The sequence below is a fragment of the Psychrobacter sp. UBA6766 genome (assembly GCF_002453355.1).
Lineage (GTDB): Bacteria > Pseudomonadota > Gammaproteobacteria > Pseudomonadales > Moraxellaceae > Psychrobacter.
In genome coordinates this window covers 1-18,604 of record NZ_DKGQ01000035.1, presented here as the reverse complement: position 1 = coordinate 18,604, position 18,604 = coordinate 1, and the positions used below count along the sequence as shown (strand labels likewise).

The 18,604-nt window shown below is 45.5% G+C and carries 14 protein-coding genes; 6 read left to right on the top strand and 8 right to left on the bottom strand.

Features of this window, described 5'->3' with window-relative positions:
* The first annotated feature begins 1 nt into the window (after window position 1).
* The 3 genes from B4K26_RS07380 to B4K26_RS07370 are packed head-to-tail and all read left to right on the top strand — an operon-like array spanning window position 2 to window position 4,249.
* Entirely contained in the window at window positions 2-772 is a 771-nt protein-coding gene (locus B4K26_RS07380; RefSeq protein WP_296244534.1) for a fimbrial biogenesis chaperone, read from the top strand.
* Window positions 723-3,218, top strand: coding sequence for a fimbria/pilus outer membrane usher protein (locus B4K26_RS07375; protein WP_296244533.1), 2,496 nt, complete (start codon window positions 723-725; stop codon window positions 3,216-3,218). The genes B4K26_RS07380 and B4K26_RS07375 overlap by 50 nt, the downstream gene beginning before the upstream one ends.
* 11 nt (window positions 3,219-3,229) lie before the next feature.
* Entirely contained in the window at window positions 3,230-4,249 is a 1,020-nt protein-coding gene (locus tag B4K26_RS07370) for a Csu type fimbrial protein (protein WP_296244531.1), read from the top strand.
* 111 nt (window positions 4,250-4,360) lie between these two features.
* On the opposite strand, the gene B4K26_RS07365 is transcribed toward B4K26_RS07370, so the two are convergent.
* From B4K26_RS07365 to speB, 4 genes are all read right to left on the bottom strand, one after another.
* Window positions 4,361-5,872 (bottom strand): aldehyde dehydrogenase family protein, encoded by a 1,512-nt coding sequence (locus B4K26_RS07365; protein ID WP_296244530.1) that lies wholly within the window; start codon window positions 5,870-5,872, stop codon window positions 4,361-4,363.
* Window positions 5,873-6,098: 226 nt separating this feature from the next.
* Window positions 6,099-7,505, bottom strand: coding sequence for a YjiH family protein (locus B4K26_RS07360; protein ID WP_296244529.1), 1,407 nt, complete (start codon window positions 7,503-7,505; stop codon window positions 6,099-6,101).
* 127 nt (window positions 7,506-7,632) lie between these two features.
* Window positions 7,633-9,351: a 5-guanidino-2-oxopentanoate decarboxylase gene (locus B4K26_RS07355; RefSeq protein WP_296244527.1), complete on the bottom strand. Its 1,719-nt coding sequence runs from the start codon at window positions 9,349-9,351 to the stop codon at window positions 7,633-7,635.
* Window positions 9,352-9,482: 131 nt separating this feature from the next.
* Window positions 9,483-10,451, bottom strand: a complete 969-nt coding sequence (gene speB / locus B4K26_RS07350; RefSeq protein WP_296244525.1) for an agmatinase — start codon at window positions 10,449-10,451, stop codon at window positions 9,483-9,485.
* A gap of 235 nt (window positions 10,452-10,686) precedes the next feature.
* Between speB and B4K26_RS07345 the strand changes: the two genes are divergently transcribed.
* Window positions 10,687-11,607: a LysR family transcriptional regulator gene (locus tag B4K26_RS07345; protein ID WP_296244524.1), complete on the top strand. Its 921-nt coding sequence runs from the start codon at window positions 10,687-10,689 to the stop codon at window positions 11,605-11,607.
* Window positions 11,608-11,669: 62 nt separating this feature from the next.
* Here the strand turns inward: B4K26_RS07345 and nhaC are convergent, their stop codons facing one another.
* The 4 genes from nhaC to hppD all read right to left on the bottom strand — a co-directional run bounded on the left by nhaC (window position 11,670) and on the right by hppD (window position 15,896).
* Entirely contained in the window at window positions 11,670-13,094 is a 1,425-nt protein-coding gene (gene nhaC / locus B4K26_RS07340) for a Na+/H+ antiporter NhaC (protein WP_296244523.1), read from the bottom strand.
* Between the two features lie 96 nt (window positions 13,095-13,190).
* Window positions 13,191-13,532, bottom strand: a complete 342-nt coding sequence (locus B4K26_RS07335) for a 4a-hydroxytetrahydrobiopterin dehydratase (RefSeq protein WP_296244520.1) — start codon at window positions 13,530-13,532, stop codon at window positions 13,191-13,193.
* A gap of 122 nt (window positions 13,533-13,654) precedes the next feature.
* Window positions 13,655-14,593 carry a phenylalanine 4-monooxygenase gene (phhA, locus tag B4K26_RS07330; RefSeq protein WP_296244518.1) on the bottom strand — a complete coding sequence of 313 codons (939 nt, stop codon included), beginning with the start codon at window positions 14,591-14,593 and terminating at the stop codon, window positions 13,655-13,657.
* Window positions 14,594-14,783: 190 nt separating this feature from the next.
* Window positions 14,784-15,896 carry a 4-hydroxyphenylpyruvate dioxygenase gene (gene hppD, locus B4K26_RS07325; protein WP_296244517.1) on the bottom strand — a complete coding sequence of 371 codons (1,113 nt, stop codon included), beginning with the start codon at window positions 15,894-15,896 and terminating at the stop codon, window positions 14,784-14,786.
* A 154-nt stretch (window positions 15,897-16,050) separates the two neighbouring features.
* Here hppD and B4K26_RS07320 point away from each other — a divergent pair, with 154 nt between their 5' ends.
* Window positions 16,051-16,980 carry a LysR family transcriptional regulator gene (locus tag B4K26_RS07320; protein WP_296244516.1) on the top strand — a complete coding sequence of 310 codons (930 nt, stop codon included), beginning with the start codon at window positions 16,051-16,053 and terminating at the stop codon, window positions 16,978-16,980.
* Window positions 16,981-17,167: 187 nt separating this feature from the next.
* Window positions 17,168-18,364, top strand: a complete 1,197-nt coding sequence (locus B4K26_RS07315; protein ID WP_296244515.1) for an aromatic amino acid transaminase — start codon at window positions 17,168-17,170, stop codon at window positions 18,362-18,364.
* The last annotated feature ends 240 nt before the right edge of the window (window positions 18,365-18,604 follow it).

Here is an 18,604-nt window from a genome sequence, read left to right as displayed (position 1 = left end):
TATGATTAATTTTCAATTACGTCCTCTAAGTTTAGCAAATCGCGCGCTGTTAGCAGGCGCGATTTCGCTTAGCTCATCTGCGGTAATGGCAAGCGGACTTCAGGTCTCTCCTATCTCCTTAAGCCTGCAGGCGCGCGAGAACGCCAGTGGTCTCACTCTGAGTAATTCCGGTAACGATAAGGTTCAGGCGCAAGTTCGCGTGTTTGAGTGGTCACAGGATGCGTCAGGCGACAAGCTGACCCCATCGCGCTCACTGCTTGCCAGTCCACCGATGATTCAGCTTAATCCCAATGACAAACAGCTGATCCGAATCATCCGAGCCAAAGCGCCGCCGCAAGGCGCAGGCGCGGTTGAGGCCGCTTATCGGGTGATGGTCAATGAGCTACCGATCAAGTCGGCGGATCAAAAGACAGGATTACAGTTTGCGCTCAGCTACTCGCTTCCGGTATTTGTTCAGCCGGTTGGGGTAACTAAAACCAGTCCACAATTGCAGTGGCACGCCCAGTTACAACCAAATGGTAATGAGCTAAAGCTTCGCGTTAGTAATAGCGGTAATGGTCATGCTCAGTTGGCTGGGCTGAGCTTTACTGATAAGTCGGGCAATAGTACGGATATCAATCCGGGGCTATTGGGTTATGTATTGCCCGGAGCTACCATGAACTGGACACTGAAAGTACCACCCTCCGCGCTCACGGCTGGGGGAACATTCAAGGTTATGATGAATGGCACTCAGACGACCCCGAACGTCACTATGGACGCGTCTACTCGCTAAAGCCGTCTTTCTACCATGCGTGGCGGTCTCTATCAGCCACGCGGTAGAACTCAATGAAGTAACTCCCGCAACTATTGTTCCTACAGAGACCGCTTCTGAAAATATTGAAGATGCGGCCTTCTCCCAGCTCAACCTAGAGCACGATACTCTTAACGTTGATGACGCGGGCTTAGATCTGTATTTAGACGTCACACTCAATGGCGCTCATAAGGACTTGGTGCACTTTTATTTTCGTGACGATGAGCTTTGGGCAAGTCCTGCTATCTTGCAACAGCTGGGTTTTATAATTGCTTCTGATAGCTCCGAACCCATATTACTCAAAAGCCTGCCCGATCTTAAGATTGATTATAACGCGCGGCAGCAAACCCTGAGCCTTATCGCTCCTTTGTCTTTACTCAATATCGACCCTACTATTCTTAATACACGGACCAATAAGCGTCCGATACCGACCGCGTCGCCCGGCATATTGTTAAATTACAACCTTTATGGTACTCAAACGCAAAATAGCGCTAAAAGCCTGAGCGCTTATACCGAACTGCGTACGTTTAACAAGCTTGGCGTGCTCAGTTCCACCGCGCTGACTACTGCCAATCGTTCTGCCGATAGTGATAGTCGTAGCGGCGACTGGGATAGCCGTACCGTACGATTAGATACCAGCTGGAGCCAATCATTTCCGGATAAGCTGATGACGGTTCGGGCAGGCGATATTCTCACAGGTGCGCTATCATGGACGCGTTCAACGCGTTTGGGCGGTCTACAAATTGGGACCAATTTTGATTTGCAGCCTTATCGCTCCACCACGCCGCTACCCACTTTTTTTGGTTCAGCCACATTGCCCTCAGCGGTTGAGCTTTATGTCAACGGTCTTAAACAGTACAGCGGAGAGGTCCCTGCAGGGCCTTTTGAGCTTAATACCGCCCCAAGCTTTAGTGGCGCAGGAAAGGCGCAACTGGTGGTGACCGATGCCTTAGGTCAAAGCACCACGCTAAATTTTTCTTTATACGATGCCCATCGGTTATTACAGCCGGGACTGTCTGATTGGTCGCTTGAGCTTGGATTGGTTCGCCAAAATTATGGCAACCGCTCTTTTGATTATGGTGATAAGCTTGTGGCAAGTGGTACTTGGCGTCATGGGGTCAGTAACCGTTTTAGCGCGGAAACTCATGCCGAGCTGACAGAAGGTCTGACCAACGCGGGCGTTGGCGGCACATGGATTCTTGGCGATGCAGGCGGTATTTTATTTGCTTCATTGGCAGCAAGTAAAAGTGACGATGAGATTGGCACACAATACAGCGCTGATTACTCATGGAATAACAGCCGCTTTAATATTGGTTTGGGTACGACAGGTGCAAGCGATAACTACCGCGATGTGGGATCACAATACGGCTCTACACTTGCACGGCATAGTGAGCGGATCTCAACCGGTTATAGTACGCAGGATTTTGGTCGATTTGGAGTCAGTTATAATCAGGTCACACAAGCAGAAAAAGAGCCTGAGCGGTTCGCCAGTGCGTATTGGTCAAAGTCCTTTGGTCGCCGGTTAAATGTGAGTGCCAACTACAATCACGATTTTAGTAACTCTGATAATAACAGTGTTTTTCTGAGCGCCTCTATGTCGCTGGATCGCAATATCTCGCTGAACAGCAGTATCCAGCATACCGATGATACGACCTTTTTTGCAACGGATGTGTCACGATCAGCGCCAAGTGGTGGCGGCATTGGCTGGCGAGCGCAAGCTCGGCAAAGCCTAGATGGCAGTGAAAATAAAGATGGCAGCGAGAATAGAAGTAACAGTACCAGCGGTCTTGCTGAGGTTAATTACCTTGGGCGCTATGGTCAGGCGCAGGCAGGAATCATTGCCAGCGACAGTCGTTATTCTAGCTACGTCAGCGCAACAGGGGCGCTGGTTAAGATGGGGGGCGGGCTGTTTGCTGCTCGCCAAATCAACAATGGCTTTGCTGTCGTATCTACAAGTGGCGTTGCTGATGTGCCCGTTTTGCTACAAAACAATCTGATAGGAACCACCAATAGCCGCGGTTTGCTATTGATATCACCGCTAAACGCCTATCAGAATAATAAAGTTGGCATCAACCCCTTAGAGCTTCCCGCTGATTTACGTATCAACAAAGTCAGCCTTGATGTGACCCCTACCGACCGCGCCGGCACGCTGGTTAATTTTGACATCACGCCCGTTCGTTCAGCATCTATTATCTTAACTAATAGCGACAATCAGCCGCTGCCCCTTGGCAGTCAGGTTCGCCAAGTCACCAATAAAGAGGTACCATCGACTGTGGTTGGCTTTGATGGTGAGGTGTACTTAGACACCCTTGATGAATACAATACACTGGAGGTCACCACCCCCTCAGATGACATTTGTACAGTGAGCTTTGATTATTCTAAACAAGGTGATGAGATTCCACTCATCGGCCCGCTTGTCTGTCAATAGGAACTCCCATAATGACTTTACTTAACTTGCAAATATTTCGGCAGCACTACCTATTGGTGTTTATTCTTCTTGTATTTTGGAGCTTAGGAACAGCGCAAGCGGCTCCCAATATTTCTTGTTCAGCGAACATGAATAACGGCTCTGTTAACCTTGGCAACATCACCCCTGAGAACGCAGACAGCGCCAGTATTTCGGGAACCTTGAGTTACAGCTGCACCAACTCAGGCGATACGGCGGGATATGTGTCCGTCTGCCTTGGAGCTGATGGTGGCGGCCACAACAGTGATATTCTTAACCCACGTTATATGTCTGGGCCTAATGATTCCAAGCTGGCATTTAACATGACATTGCTAAGTGGTGAAACTTGGGGGGATCGCCTTTTAAATGGCAAAGAATATCAACCAGATCCTATCATGATCGCTGAACATTCTAGCTTTTCGGGTAGTGCTCCCATCCGTATTTCTCTTCGCTCAGGAAACGGTAATTCTAAGGCGGCACAAGGAAAATATAGTAGTGATTTCAGTGGTAACCACACCGCACTAACGGTAGTTACCAGCACCGAGCCATTTTCAGCTGATTGCTCAAAAATAGATCGGGGAACCGCTGGACTCCCTTTTGTCGTAGAAGCGACCGTCACTTCCGGTTGTTTTATTAATGCTACTTCTGATATCAATTTAGGCAGTTACTCAGCAGGTACACCCAATATTACTGGCAGTCATAATGCAATCAATGTTACTTGCCCGACGGATATGCATTACAACATTGGCTTATCTCCCTCTAACGGTAACTCGGAAGGTGCAGGCATTATGAAGGGCTCTGGCGGTAATTCAGACACAATCCCCTACCAATTGCGCTCTGGTTCTAATGGACAGCCGTGGGGAAATACTGCTACTGCCAACGATGTAGGAAATGGAGTCGCCGGCATAGGAAGAGGAGTCCCTAACTCGCATACGGTGTATGTAACCGTTCCGAAGACTGATGTGAAACCAGATAGTTACTCTGATATAGTATCCGTTACGGTAAATTATTAGTAATCGCACTTCGCTTATTTAATTTTCATAACATCATTTCTAGCCTAAAAAAGCCTCCTTAATTGGAGGCTTTTTCTCTTCTTAATTTAAGTTTTCTTCTTAGTCTAAGTATCAGTCTGTCAACAAAACATGCTTGCTTTTCTGATACGCGGACAAGCCGTCGCTACCCAACTCGCGACCGATACCACTTTGCTTAAATCCGCCCCAACCCGCCTCAGGCAGTACAATTTGTTGCTCATTAATCCAAATATGACCCGCTTTGATTTGTAGCGCTATCTCTAACGCTGCTTTCTCATCCGCACTGACAATGGTCGCAGCCAATGCATACTTGCTGTCATCTGCTAATTCAATCGCCTGTGCATGGTCTGCAAACGTCTTACTCACTAATACGGGTCCAAATATTTCTTCTGTCCATAATCGGCTGGTCACTGGTACATCTGTATAAATGGTTGGCGTTGCAAAATACCCTTGGCGCTTTACTATCTCGCCACCCGTTAGACAGTTGAGGTTTTCGCCGGCAGCGATATCGATATATTTTTTGACTTGCGTGAGTTGCTGCGCGCTGCTCAGCGGTCCCATCTGGGTATTAGTATCGAAACCATCCCCTATTTGCAGCGCTTCTGCTTTTATTTTCAATTTTTCAAATAAAGCCTGCGCAATATCTTGCTGGACAAGCAGCCTTGAGGTCGCCGAACAAATTTGCCCAGCATTGGTAAATATACCACCGATAATTAAATCACAAGCATAATCGATATCGGCGTCTGCACAAACGACGATAGCTGATTTACCGCCCAGCTCTAGACTGATATCCTTAATGCCTTTAGCGGCTTGAATCATCACTTTTTCGCCAACGGCGTTGCTACCCGTAAAAGAAACTTTATCAATCTTCGGATGACTCGTCATGGCGGTTCCTACTTCGGCCGCCCCCGGTAAAATATTGACCACTCCTTTTGGCATCTCGATAGCAGACAAGATATTGCCCAGCATCAATTCTGGCAATAATGTCACCTCAGACGGTTTTAATAGCACGGTACAGCCTGCGGCGAGTGCAGGCGCTAGTTTCCAAGCGGTGGTGACCATGGGAAAATTCCACGGAACAATCAGCGCGCAAATACCAACGGGCGCATAGGTTTTTAATAAGCGTATGCCCGATTCGCTTGTAGATACCTTAGTCCAAGTCGCCTGCGCTTTGATCAGATTGGCATAATAGCGATAACAAGCAATGGCGTCGCTTACGTCTATTTTCGCCTCTTCAATCGGCTTGCCGTTATTTAACACAGATAAGCCAACCAACTTGTCAAATTGCTGCGCCATCTCATCAGCAAGCGCCTGTAAATAACGCGCCCGCTCATCGACGCTGGTTTGTGACCACGAAGGATAAGCCTGCGCCGCGGCATTGGCAGCTGTTTCTACATGCGCACTGTTACAAAGACGAGTTGTTGCAATTACTTCCCCTAAATTTGGGTCATATAAGGCAAAATCGCTCGCCGTATCCGTATCAGTCGAAGACGCTTCGACATTTACCCAATCACCATTTATATAGGCCGCATTTAACCTTACTTCATTTTGCATGGTCTGGTGGGCAGTTCCTCTCGTCAAGGTTCTAGCATTCGTCATTTCCATGATGATTAATGGCCTTATATTGTTTAACAAAATAGTCTTTACGCTAGACGTATAGTGAGTTCAAGATAAAATCGTTACGTTAATAGTTATGGGCAACTGGTATAAATTTTTCTTGTTTGCTGTTATCACAGAGGCTACGAAAAATTCATCCCAGTCGCACTGTATCTGTTTTAAATTAAATTCGCTATAGTAAATTTTAGCTGCTTTACTGATATTAAAATCACGACTAATACAGCAAATGAGCTACTGAAGTAATGATCACCAAACTGATCAGCGTGCGCAGAATAAAAATGATAAATAGCTCTAGCACATTAAGCTTGATGTTTGATTTCAATATCAGTGCGCCGACTTCAGACATATAGATAATCTGGGTAATGGAGGCGGCTCCAACGATAAAGCGTGTCATTTCACTCTCGATACTTTTACCAACCAAAGCAGGCAAATACATATCGGCAAAGCCCATAATCATCGCCGGCGCCGCTTCGGCAGCCTCTGGAACTTTTAACAGCTCGAGCACAGGTACTAATGGTGCAGACAACCAATCAAATACTGGTGTGTATTCCGCCAATCCAAGACCAATGACGCCAATAGCAAAAATCACTGGAATCAAGCCAAAATAGATATCAAGCAGATTTTTGAAGCTATGTTTGAATACACTACCGAGACTCGGCATCGAGTGCGCACGAGTAATTGCGCGATTGACGGCCCACTGATATGTCGTGTATTGAGTAGGAATCTCTTCATCAAGCATACTCTTACCAGAATGATAAGTATCAGGCTTTAAGGACAACGGCGGTATTCGCGGCATGATGATGGCGGCGATAAATCCTGTTAAAGCCACGGTCAGATAAAAATAAACGAAGTTATTGTCCACGCCAATGGTTTTGGCAATGACATAGGTAAAAGCGATGGAAGTCACCGAAAAAGTGGTTGCAATGATGGCGGCTTCACGCTGGCTATAGTAGCTTTTATCGTATTCTTGCATCGTCACCAGCAATCCGATAGACGCCGCGCCAAACCAAGAAGACATAGCATCGACCGCAGAGCGCCCAGGCAATTTAAACAATTTTATAAAAACCTTGCTAGATAACGTACCCAAAAACTCCATCAAGCCAAAATCCGTAAGAAACGGTAGCGATAAAATGGCAAAGAAGAACAGCGGAATCAAAATCGGTATCAAATCTTCAAAAATCACGCCGCCCGTATTGCGATTGATAATAAACTCAGGACCAATTTGTAGATAAATCATCCAGACGAATAGCGCGCCTAAAAAACGCGCGCCCAACCAAAGCCAATCGATATCAAACAGCTTTGCCCACATAGAATCTTCATGCAGACTTGGCTTAAATACTTTTACTGCTAGCCCCCCTACAAAGGAGGCCGTGACTATCGCTAATGCCACATAAACGACAAATCCCCCAAGCGCGGCTTGCAACGTATCTGTTAATACGCCCAATAAAATAGTGACTTTGCCATCCCACTGAAACGGAATAATAAATAGCGCCATACCGAGCGCTGAAAACAAGATAAACTTCCACATTGACGCTCGCCACTGCTCTCCTTGCGGTGTGTCTGACACGCCAGCACTATTCCCTAAAATCGGCTGCTGCGTTTTATCAATATAATTCGTCATTTAATCTCTCCTTGATGGGCGACGATCGCCAATTTTTCCTTTCGCTGTCTGACCTATCCTTGGGCTGAGCGAATTGGCCGGATGCATTTTTACTCGTTGTTTTTATGCATAATGCTTGGTTATCGTGTTAACTAAAGCAGGTAAATGTCCGGCCTATTTCAGTCAGAAAATCATCCGCTTCATCGACTTCATAAATAATCGGCTGCTTGCCTTTGATATCTGTTTGCAAGGCGTCCAGCAGCTGCTGTTTGTCGGTAATTCTACGATAGCCTGCGCCAAACCCTGCTGCTAGTGGCTCAAAATTTGGTGTCTTAATATTGACCCCAATCAGTGGCAATCCGCCCTCTTCCATATAGCGACGAATCTCACCGTAGCCTTGGTTATTCCATAACAAAACAATCAATGGCAACTCAAGCTCGGCGGCGCAAATGAGTTCTGCAATGGTAAATTGAATGCCGCCATCACCGATAAGGCTAACCACAGGCACATTTGAGCCAATCATGGCGCCAATCGCAGCTGGTAAACCATAACCTAAAGTGCCAAATCCTGTCGATGAGTTAAACCATCGGCGGGTCGCCAATGCTTCAAAACCAAGGTTACCGCTATAAACGGGCTGCGTTGAATCACCAACGAAGATGACATCTTTCACCTCATCTCGAATCAATTGCAGTAGCGCATTTTGACCAGCAAAGTCTGACGTCATCGCTGCTATAATTGCTTGTTTTGCTTCGGCTACTCGTGCGGCTGCTTGATGATCGAGCGCGTTATTTTCTAAACGCGAACAAAGACCACTAACTGCTCTTTGCGCGTCGGACAATACGGCAATGTCGGCAATAAAAGGACGCTGCAATTGCTGGGCATCGCAGTCAATACGAATTAGTGTGCCATTGATTTGGAACTCACTATTAAAAAATACATCATAGTCAGTCTCACCAAGCTCAGTACCAATTGCCAATACCAAATCGGCTTCGCTAATTATCGCGCGACCTATCTCTAATGATTGATTACTGCCCAAACTCAATGGATGAGCAGGTGGCAATAAACCTTTAGCATTGATGGTCAAAAACGTCGGCGCATCGATCAGCTCAGACAGTTTTTGTGCATCATGATCAACGTCAACGCAGCCGCCGCCGTAAAGTATGACGGGATTTTTTGCCAATTTTAAGGTTTCAACAATCAAATCTAGTTGTGCAGGATTTGGCAATGGTCTCATGATCTGAGGTTGCGTTAAACCAGCATCAGCCTGATGATTTAACGTATTATTAACTTTGGGAGGCCTAGCGACATGACTGGCATCGGCGGTAATCACATCGATGGGTAGCTGAATATGCACTGGCCCAGGACGGGCGCCACTAAATAACGCAAAGGCTTCAGCGATGACTTTAGGTAACGATTCAGGCTGCCAGATGGTTTTACTGGTGAGCGCCACTTGACTGACCATTCCTTGCTGGTCGTGCAATTCATGCAAATGCCCTTCACCGCTGCCTGTGTCTTTGACTTTATTGACACTAGAGATGACCAGCATCGGAATAGAATCTGCCAATGCTTGTGCCATCGCCGTCATAATATTGGTCATACCAGGACCTGTGATAATAAAACAAACCCCGACTTTGCCAGAAGCGCGATAATAACCATCAGCCATAAAGCCAGCGCCTTGCTCGTGACGCGGCGTCACATGGCGAATATCAGTATTGGGCAGACCACGATACAGCTCAACTGTGTGCACGCCTGGGATACCAAATACGGTCTCAACCCCATAATATTCTAACCACTGAACCAACAGCTCACCGCAAGTCAAAGACGGCGTTGGCGGCGCGGAAGAAGTGGCTTGTATAGATTGCGTCATGAGTCAATCATCCTAAAAAAGTTCGCTGAATATTTAAGTAATTAGTATTTAAGTAATTATCGAGTATGTATTTAGGCCCAACCTTTACGTAAAGTATAAAGATTAGTTACTATCAATATAACGCGGTACGCTTAGTAGTCTGCTGAAACTTTTTCGTCATAGCGCACACCTGGCAAAATACATAGCATCTCAAACAATAAGTTTGCTGCTAATACAGAAGTATTACCAAACGGGTCGTATGGCGGTGACACTTCAACCAAATCACCACCGACTACATCAAGACCACGCATGCCGCGGATAATCTCGATACCTTGCGTTGAGGTTAAGCCGCCGATTTCAGCGGTACCTGTTCCAGGCGCAAACGCAGGGTCAATACCATCAATATCGAAACTTAAATAGACAGGACCATTACCCAATTTTTCGCGTACTTCTGCCATGAGTGGGGTGAGCGACTTATACCAGCATTCCTCCGCCGGAACCACGCGAAAGCCTTGCTGGGTTGACCAATCAAACTCTTCAGCGCTATAACCCGTACCGCGTAAACCAATTTGTACCACCCGATTACCATCGATTAAGTTTTCTTCGACAGCACGGCGAAACGGGGTACCATGAGCGATTTTTTCACCAAACATCTCGTCATTGATATCGGCATGCGCATCGATATGTACCATGCCAACAGGGCCATGTTTTTTGGCGAGCGCTCGTAAAATAGGCAACGCAATGGTATGGTCGCCGCCCAAGGTCAAAGGAATAGCACCATGGTTAACGATGTTATCGGTATAGAATTTTTCGATGATATCAACGCTTTTTTGCAGGTTAAAAGTATTGATGGGCACGTCGCCAATATCGGCAACTTGTAAGGATTCAAAAGGTGCGGCGCGGGTAGCGACATTATAAGGTCGAATCATACGTGACTCATCGCGAATCTGGCGTGGTCCCAATCTGGCACCGCTGCGGTTTGACGCGCCAATATCTAAAGGCACGCCAACAAAAGCCACATCTAAACCCTCAGCATCCGCTTGAGTTGGTAGGCGCATCATAGAAGCAAAGCCGCCAAATCTTGGCATATCATTGCCGCTTAATGGTTGATTGAATTTCATAAATCACATCCTTGTTTACATTTGTCACAATAGATAATTTGTTAGATGCTTCGACAATACCTAAATATCAGAAGACAGACCATGGTAAAATTTAGAAGTAAACTTCTGGCTTTTCGTAGTAATCTTGATTTATTCGTTATTATCAGAAGTTTTATAGCGTTTTAGGATAATGTCTCATATTAAAAAAATGGATAACATAAGTATGGATAACATAAGTATTGGAGTATGATTTTAGATGCTAGATGAACTGATAAAAATAGACATCAAAACCTTACGTAGCTTTATGGCCATTGTAGAGTGTCAGGGCGTGACAGCAGCTCAGTCTCGCTTAAATGTTACGCCCTCTGTCATCAGCGGTCATCTAACGCACTTAGAAGATCGCTTGGGTATGACTTTATGTCATCGCGGCCGCGCTGGTTTTAAACTCACAGAGGATGGCGCAGCGGTTTATGAGGCGTGTTTAAGCTTTACCGAAGCGGTGGCCAGTTTCCAACATCAATTGCACTATATTCGCCAATTAGATTCGGTTCATGGCGGTCATATTCGACTGTGTTTAATCGACCAGATGCCAACCTTTTTTTATGATGTTTTACAGCAGTGTCTGGCAGCAAGCTATCGCAACAACCCGCTTATCCATTTTTCTATTGATGTACAAAGCCCCGAGAGCATGTTAGATAAGCTTTTGAGTAATGAAAGCGACATTGGCGTGGGATATTTTGGTAGTTTTCCACCCTTATTGACGTTCCAGCCAGCATTTATCGAAAAACAAGTCGTCTGCTGCGGTCGTGAGCACCCGTTATTTGATAAATCAGAAGGTTTAAACCTAGAGGATTTGGAACAAAATTTTCCATGGATAAAACGAGGCTATATCACTGACCTCAGCATCAATCATGTTCGCCCAAAGACTTTGAGCGCCACCACGTATCATATGGAAGCAACTGCACAACTGATTTTGGCAGGTCATCACGTCGGCTACCTGCCCAATGATCTGGCAAAACGTTATGAAGAGATGGGACTGATGAAAATACTCCTGTCCGATGAAGCAGGTTATGAAGTCAAGCATCACTGGGCCTACCGAGAGAATCTGCATAGGCATGTTGCTGATTTTTTGAACCAGATGATGAGCTTACTGTTAAAAAATCCCTGTAAAGAATAGATACCCTCTACAGGGATAGCGTGCTTTTTACATTAAATCGACTCTACATTCCGCCATATTTCTTAACTCGCTACTTGTGTCTTATAGCGCTTACGAATACTAGAGCCGTCTTTACAACTGATTGTCACTCCCGTGAAGCCAAACAGGATCGTTAATAGTAGCGATAAATAACAGAAGAAGGCATAAGGCAGATATTCAAGCACAGACACACCTAACGCTTGGCTGATAAACACCCCGCACACGCTCCACGGTACCAATGGATTAATTACCGTGCCCGCATCTTCAATGGTACGCGATAGATTTTTTGGGTGTAAGTTTAAACGCTCAAAGGTCGGGCGAAACGCAGTTCCTGATAATAAAATACTCAAATACTGCTCACCGATAAGCACGTTAATGCTTAGGGCTGCCATCGCTGCGGCAAAGATGGCACGACCTGAGCTTGTCAGCATATTTCGAATACCTAATAATAACGCTGGCAAAATTCCCAAAGCACGCAATAAACCGCCCAGACTTAACGCCAAAATGACGATGGTTTGGGTAAAGAACATACTTTGCATGCCACCGCGTGAAATCATACCCGCCACTTCGCCTAGCTCTAAGTTTTCAGCAGGCGTATAACCCGCGAACATATAACCGCCTAATTGCTCAATGCTTGGACTACTGTGCAAATAAGTAATTACTAAAGCGGTCGCAATCGTACAAATGATGGTATAGATGGCATTTACTCGGCATAACGCCAACACCACCAACACGACAAATGGCAGCACGGCATAACCATGAACTAAGCCGCTATCAACCAACTGCGATTGCAACAAGGTTACTTGACCCAAATCGCCGGTTCCTGTCTGCCCGGAGAAATACCAAAACAGCCCAGCCGTAATGAGCCACGCCGGTACCGTGGTATACATCATATTTCGAATATGCTCGAACAAGTCAATACCGACGACAGAAGAAGCAAGCGTACAAGTATCTGACAAAGGCGACATTTTATCGGCAAAAAAGGCGCCTGAAACGATGGCACCTGCCGCAATAGCAACGTTGGCATCAAACGCATTACTCATACCAATAAAGGCCACGCCAAGCGTCGCGGCGGTGGTCAAGCTACTTCCTAAAGCCACCCCAATAATTGAGGTCAAAACAAAAGCGGAAATATAATAATACTGCGGCGAGATAAGATCAAAACCATAATACATAATGGTAGGAATAGCGCCTGACATCATAAGCGCTGCGACCAGCAAACCAATAAAAAACAGTAAGTAAATAGCACCGATACCACTGACAACGCCTGAAGACATCTGCCCCTGCATCTTTTCAAAGCTTAGACCTTTATACATGCCAAGGCCTAATAGAACAACGATAGCAAGCATCAACGACAGATGCGGCACCCAGCCAAAGCCGATCATGGTGACACCCATAATCGCAATGACAACGCTAGCAATGATAAACGCTACTTTAGGAGACAGCTCGGTAAGTACTTGTGGAGGCATAACACATCCTTATGTTGCCATTATATATATTCTGGCGTTGGGGTTGGTTTTGGGTGGGAGAAGTTTAAAGAGTTGCAATGATTATTGCCAGTCTCATCACTTATCCAGTAGGTTATCGGTCTTGGCTGCCATGATAAAATCATTGCGATGCAGACCTTTAATACTATGCGACCACCAATTGACCGTGACTTTGCCCCACTCTACCAAAATACCAGGATGATGCCCTTCTGCTTCCGCGATGTCTGCAAGCTCGTTGGCAAATGCCATTGCTGTGACAAAATTTTTGAATTTATACTGACGCTGTAATTGCTGAATGCCATCGACTTCGATGAGTGACCAATCAGGAATTTGTTTTAATAGCTCGCGTGCTTCTGTGTCGTCGACGGTCGGTGCACCGATACGGCAGGCTTCACAGCTGGCTTGTGATAATGTCGTCATTATAATGTCCTTTTAAATTAACTATTATTTTTTTAATACAGCGACGTCCGTGTTGACGCTATTTTCATAGCATCATTTTTTACAACATCGTTATTTTAATACTGCAAGGGGGTTTTTAATTACTAGGAATTTTTTAGCGCATAAGTCGGCTCAAACAATCCAAGTGCCATCGCTTGTTTGACCGCGCCCATAATATCGCTATTGACGATATCAAACAACGTATCTAAATCAACAATGACATAATAAATCGGCTGAATATGATCAATGCGATATGGGGTACGCAATACATCAAGTAAATCAAATGCGCGGTGTTCTGGCTGATTTTGGGGCTGCTGCTGATGTTTGGATTGGTGCAATGTATCGCTACCATTAAGCGCATAAACCGTTTCAGAAGGCGAGCTTAAGATACCGCCGCCATAAATACGGCGATTGTCAGGGCGACTACCAACCAAGCCAAACTCGATGGTAAACCAATAAAGCCGTGCCAAAAACCACCTTTCTTCTTTACTGGCATCAAGCCCGAGCTTGCCATATGTCTCATTAAAAGCCGCAAAGGCAGGATGGGTTAAGAGCGGACAATGTCCAACGATTTCATGAAAAATATCAGGCTCTTCGATATAATCCATATCTTCAAAGCGGCGAATAAAGGTCGCCACCGGAAAGCGCTTATTTGCCAAGAGTTTAAAAAACTTACCAAAGCTGATAAGCGCAGGAACGGCAGCAGTTTGCCAGCCAGTCGTGGCTTGCAATACCTCGTCAATGTCCTGTAGTTGCGGAATATGCGTCGATGGCAGGTTCAGCTTTTCTAAACCTTCTAGATACGCCGAGCAGGCACGGTTGGGTATTTGCTTGGCTTGACGTTCAAGCAGCGCCTGCCACATAGCATTTTCATCGGCACTGTAGTGAATATGACCGTGACTATCTGGCTGATGCGAGACATAAGGCTGCTTTTTATGAGCTGAATCGGCGTGACTAGAACCATCATCGCTGAGAGCTTGAGAAGTAACGCTCTTGGCATTAACGACTTTATGGATAGAATTGTTAGTTTGTAGGCGTTCCATGCCTGTATTCCTTTTATTACCGTGAGTACATTTACTTTCGTTAGTGAATCCTAAGTATTGCGGAGCGACTATCTTAAACAGTACTTTGCTTATTAAGGACAAGACAAATCCCTTTTGCCCTGCCCATTTATCGTTTTATTAACTACCGTTTCTTAAAGGTAAATCTCGACTAGAAACGATTGGTCAAAAACTATGGCGTTTCAGTCTCTGACTGACCAATCGCGCCGCGACGGACTTGGTCACGCTCGATTGACTCAAACAGGGCCTTAAAGTTACCTTCACCAAAGCCTTCTTCGTAATCGCCCTTACGTTGGATAAACTCGAAGAATACAGGGCTGCCTAAGATAGTTTCTGAGAAAATCTGAAGTAATAATCGTGGCGTATCACCCTCAGTTGTGCCGTCCAACAAGATACCACGCATCTGTAACTCAGAGACATTCTCGCCATGGTTTGGTAGGCGCTCATCAAGCATCTCGTAATAAGTATCATTTGGCGCTGTCATCAGCGGAATTCCCATGTCTCTTAATTTGTCGATGCTAGACAATAAATCATCACTCAATAGCGCAATATGCTGAATACCTTCGCCATTAAATTGCATTAAGTATTCTTCGATCTGGCCGCCGCCCTGCTTTGATTCTTCGTTCAATGGAATACGGATTTTGCCATCAGGCGCGGTCATGGCTTTACTGGTTAGGCCAGTGTATTCACCTGTGATATCAAAATAACGGATTTCGCGGAAGTTAAAGATACGCTCATAGAAGTCTGCCCAATAAGCCATACGACCACGGTAGACATTATGCGTTAGATGGTCGATAACCTTAAAGCCAAAGCCTTTTGGATGCTTATCGACGCTTGGTAGGTATTCAAAATCAATGTCATAAATAGAGTTGCCATCGGTAAAGCGGTCAATCAGATAAATAAGTGAGCCGCCAATACCTTTAATCGCTGGCAGGCGCAGCTCCATAACGCCTGTTGGCACCTCTACTGGCTCTGCACCGTTTTTGATAGCGAGGTCGTACGCTTTCTGAGCGTTTTCTACTCGAAAGCCCATGCTACAAGCGCCCGCGCCATGCTCACCTAAAAAATAGCTACCATGACTTTTTGGCTCACGGTTTAAAATAAGGTTGATATCTCCTTGGCGAAACAAGGCCACATCTTTTGAGCGGTGATTGGCGATATGGGTAAAGCCAAGGTTACGGAATAACTCTTCGACAAGCTCAGGTTCAGGTGAGACAAACTCAACGAAATCAAAACCTTGTAGGCCCATTGGGTTATCAAATAAATCTGCCTTTAACTTTGACATTGTCATCATCCTTAATTTCAATTGGTGGTATAAATCGCTAAAAATCAGCAAAAAATAGTTTTCATCAAACATACTTATTAGCGAGTGATTTATATTAGAATAGCTTTATTTATAAGACTAATCGTATTTTTTGATTTATTTATCAGGTTTACTTATGAATATCAGTATTCGCCAATTGACCGCTTTTATCAGTGTGGCTGACAATGGCAGTTTTACCCGTGCCAGCGAGCAGATGCATTTGACCCAATCTGCCGTCAGTGGTTTGATTAAAGAATTAGAATCCAGCCTCGGTATCGTGTTATTTGACCGCACCACGCGCCAGCTGTCGTTATCCGTCGTCGGGCATCATTTATTGCCGCAAGCGCGACGTATTTTAAATGAGATGCAGCTATTCGAAAACGAAGCCGGTAGTTTGACAAGCTTAGCGCAAGGTCAGGTCAGGCTTGCCGTTTCGCAATTTGCCGCCTCCTCCATGCCAGCGGTCATTGCGCAATTTGCTAAAGAATACCCTCACATTAGCGTGTCTTTACTTGATTGCTCGGCCGAAAATGTTTTGGAACACATTCAAAATATCGAGGTGGATTTGGGCGTCGGTACCGAGCGTGGCTTTATGGAAAATGAGGATGACATCAGCGCCGATTTGTTATATCAGCTACCATTTTGTGTGGTAGTGCCTGATAGTCATATGCTGGCGCAAAAATCAGAAATCGTATGGCAGGACTTGGTAGACACGCCGCTTATTACGTTGCAAGGGCCGTTTTTGGAACAAGTAACCGCCGAGCTTGACGAGGGTATCGCAAGCCATATTCAGCAGGCGCGTTATAAAGTCAACTTTATGTCGACCGCCCTTGAGATGACGCGCCAAGGTTTTGGCATTACCTTGTGCTTGCCTTATATGCCAGAGGTGATAGATTGGGTAAGCGCCAATGGCCTACAAATGCGCCCCTTGGCACAACCAGTCAAAATGCGCCGCTTTTTCATTTATCAGCGCTCATCGCGGGCATTATCACCCGCCAGTATTGCCTTTAAGCAATTTTTGCAGGATTATTTTGCCAGCCACTTTGATGATTTGCAGCGTGTTTAATCGTGATTAAACCCTTTCAATCCAGTCATCGCACAAGTTTGGCAAAGGCTCAAATCTGCCCAATAATTTGTCAATAAACAAAAAAATGCGTTAATTAATCAGGATAGCGGAATCTAACGTTGAGTTAATCACCAAACTGGTTTATGCTTTTTATCGCCTTAACTCATATCCCTTGTAAGGAAAAAAAATGTTTGAACGTATCGATTATTATGCTGGTGACCCGATCTTAGGATTGATGGACAAATTCGCCGCCGACACCAATCCAGATAAAGTCAATTTGGGTGTGGGCGTTTATTATGATGAGGACGGCAAATTCCCCGTCCTTGAGTGTGTCAAAACGGCTGAAGAGCGTATAGCCGACCCAATCTCTCCTCGTCCTTACTTGCCAATGGCCGGCTTGCCAGGACACCGTAAAGGCTGTCAGGACTTACTGTTTGGTAAAGACGCTCAAATCTTACAAGATGGTTTGGTTGCGACCATCGCGACCATCGGCGGTTCTGGTGCGCTAAAAGTAGGCGCAGAATTTATCCATGAATGGTTCCCGCAATCTAAGTGTTATGTCAGCGATCCTACGTGGGGCAACCACATTGCTATTTTTGAAGGCTCTGACGTTGAAGTCGATAAATATCCGTACTACGACAAGGCAACCAGTAGCATCAAGTTTGATGAAATGATTGCTTTTTTTGAAACCTTGAACAAAAACGATGTCGTCTTATTGCATCCTTGCTGCCATAACCCAACAGGAATGGATTTGACTCGTGAGCAGTGGGACACTGCACTAGGCGTCATTCAAAAACGTGAATTGATTCCATTTATGGACATCGCTTATCAAGGCTTTGGTGAAGATATGGACAGCGATGCTTACGCTATCCGTAAAGCAGTCGAAATGGGTCTACCCGTATTTGTGAGTAACTCATTTTCTAAAAACTTATCACTTTATGGCGAGCGTGTCGGGGGTCTCTCTGTCGTTTGTCCAACCGCTGACGAAGCTGAGCGCGTCTTTGGTCAGCTAAACGCTACAGTACGTCGTATCTACTCAAGCCCACCATCACATGGTGGCCATGTCGTCGATATCGTCATGAACGACGAAGCACTACATGAGCAATGGGTAGGCGAAGTTTATGCGATGCGCGACCGTATCAAAGACATGCGCTTAAAGCTCAAATCGGTATTGGAAGCAAAAATTCCAGATCGTAACTTCGATTACTTGACCGAGCAAAACGGCATGTTTAGCTTTACGGGTCTGACGCCTGAGCAAGTCGAACGCCTGCAAAGCGAGTTCAGTATTTATATGGTATCTAACTCGCGTATGTGTGTGGCGGGCTTAAATAGCAGCAATATCGATTATGTTGCCAATGCGATGGCTGACGTTTTAAAAGACTAACTATTTAGCGTAAATGAATAGAAAAGCATGTTAGTAAAAAGGCTGAGTCATTGCTCAGCCTTTTTTTATGCCTGTGGTTTTCTAAAAAACGCGCTATAAAAAACCTTGCAATCTGCCCAGCTATAAATTACATTATACGTAAGTAGTTAACTATAACGTAATTTATTAGACGCTTTAGCAAGGAGCTTCCCATGTCAACGATCGACAAAAACCTCACCTCGTTTATCGATATCGCGAGCG

What these genes read in the sequence shown, in the direction of transcription:
- hppD (WP_296244517.1), bottom strand. Translation starts at nt 15,896, where the DNA reads ATGTCAAAGTTAAAGGCAGATTTATTTGATAACCCAATGGGCCTACAA.
- B4K26_RS07315 (WP_296244515.1), top strand. Translation starts at nt 17,168, where the DNA reads ATGTTTGAACGTATCGATTATTATGCTGGTGACCCGATCTTAGGATTG.
- speB (WP_296244525.1), bottom strand. Translation starts at nt 10,451, where the DNA reads ATGAAATTCAATCAACCATTAAGCGGCAATGATATGCCAAGATTTGGC.
- B4K26_RS07355 (WP_296244527.1), bottom strand. Translation starts at nt 9,351, where the DNA reads ATGACGCAATCTATACAAGCCACTTCTTCCGCGCCGCCAACGCCGTCT.
- phhA (WP_296244518.1), bottom strand. Translation starts at nt 14,593, where the DNA reads ATGGAACGCCTACAAACTAACAATTCTATCCATAAAGTCGTTAATGCC.
- B4K26_RS07320 (WP_296244516.1), top strand. Translation starts at nt 16,051, where the DNA reads ATGAATATCAGTATTCGCCAATTGACCGCTTTTATCAGTGTGGCTGAC.
- B4K26_RS07365 (WP_296244530.1), bottom strand. Translation starts at nt 5,872, where the DNA reads ATGGAAATGACGAATGCTAGAACCTTGACGAGAGGAACTGCCCACCAG.
- B4K26_RS07370 (WP_296244531.1), top strand. Translation starts at nt 3,230, where the DNA reads ATGACTTTACTTAACTTGCAAATATTTCGGCAGCACTACCTATTGGTG.
- B4K26_RS07375 (WP_296244533.1), top strand. Translation starts at nt 723, where the DNA reads ATGGCACTCAGACGACCCCGAACGTCACTATGGACGCGTCTACTCGCT.
- B4K26_RS07360 (WP_296244529.1), bottom strand. Translation starts at nt 7,505, where the DNA reads ATGACGAATTATATTGATAAAACGCAGCAGCCGATTTTAGGGAATAGT.
- B4K26_RS07380 (WP_296244534.1), top strand. Translation starts at nt 2, where the DNA reads ATGATTAATTTTCAATTACGTCCTCTAAGTTTAGCAAATCGCGCGCTG.
- nhaC (WP_296244523.1), bottom strand. Translation starts at nt 13,094, where the DNA reads ATGCCTCCACAAGTACTTACCGAGCTGTCTCCTAAAGTAGCGTTTATC.
- B4K26_RS07345 (WP_296244524.1), top strand. Translation starts at nt 10,687, where the DNA reads ATGCTAGATGAACTGATAAAAATAGACATCAAAACCTTACGTAGCTTT.
- B4K26_RS07335 (WP_296244520.1), bottom strand. Translation starts at nt 13,532, where the DNA reads ATGACGACATTATCACAAGCCAGCTGTGAAGCCTGCCGTATCGGTGCA.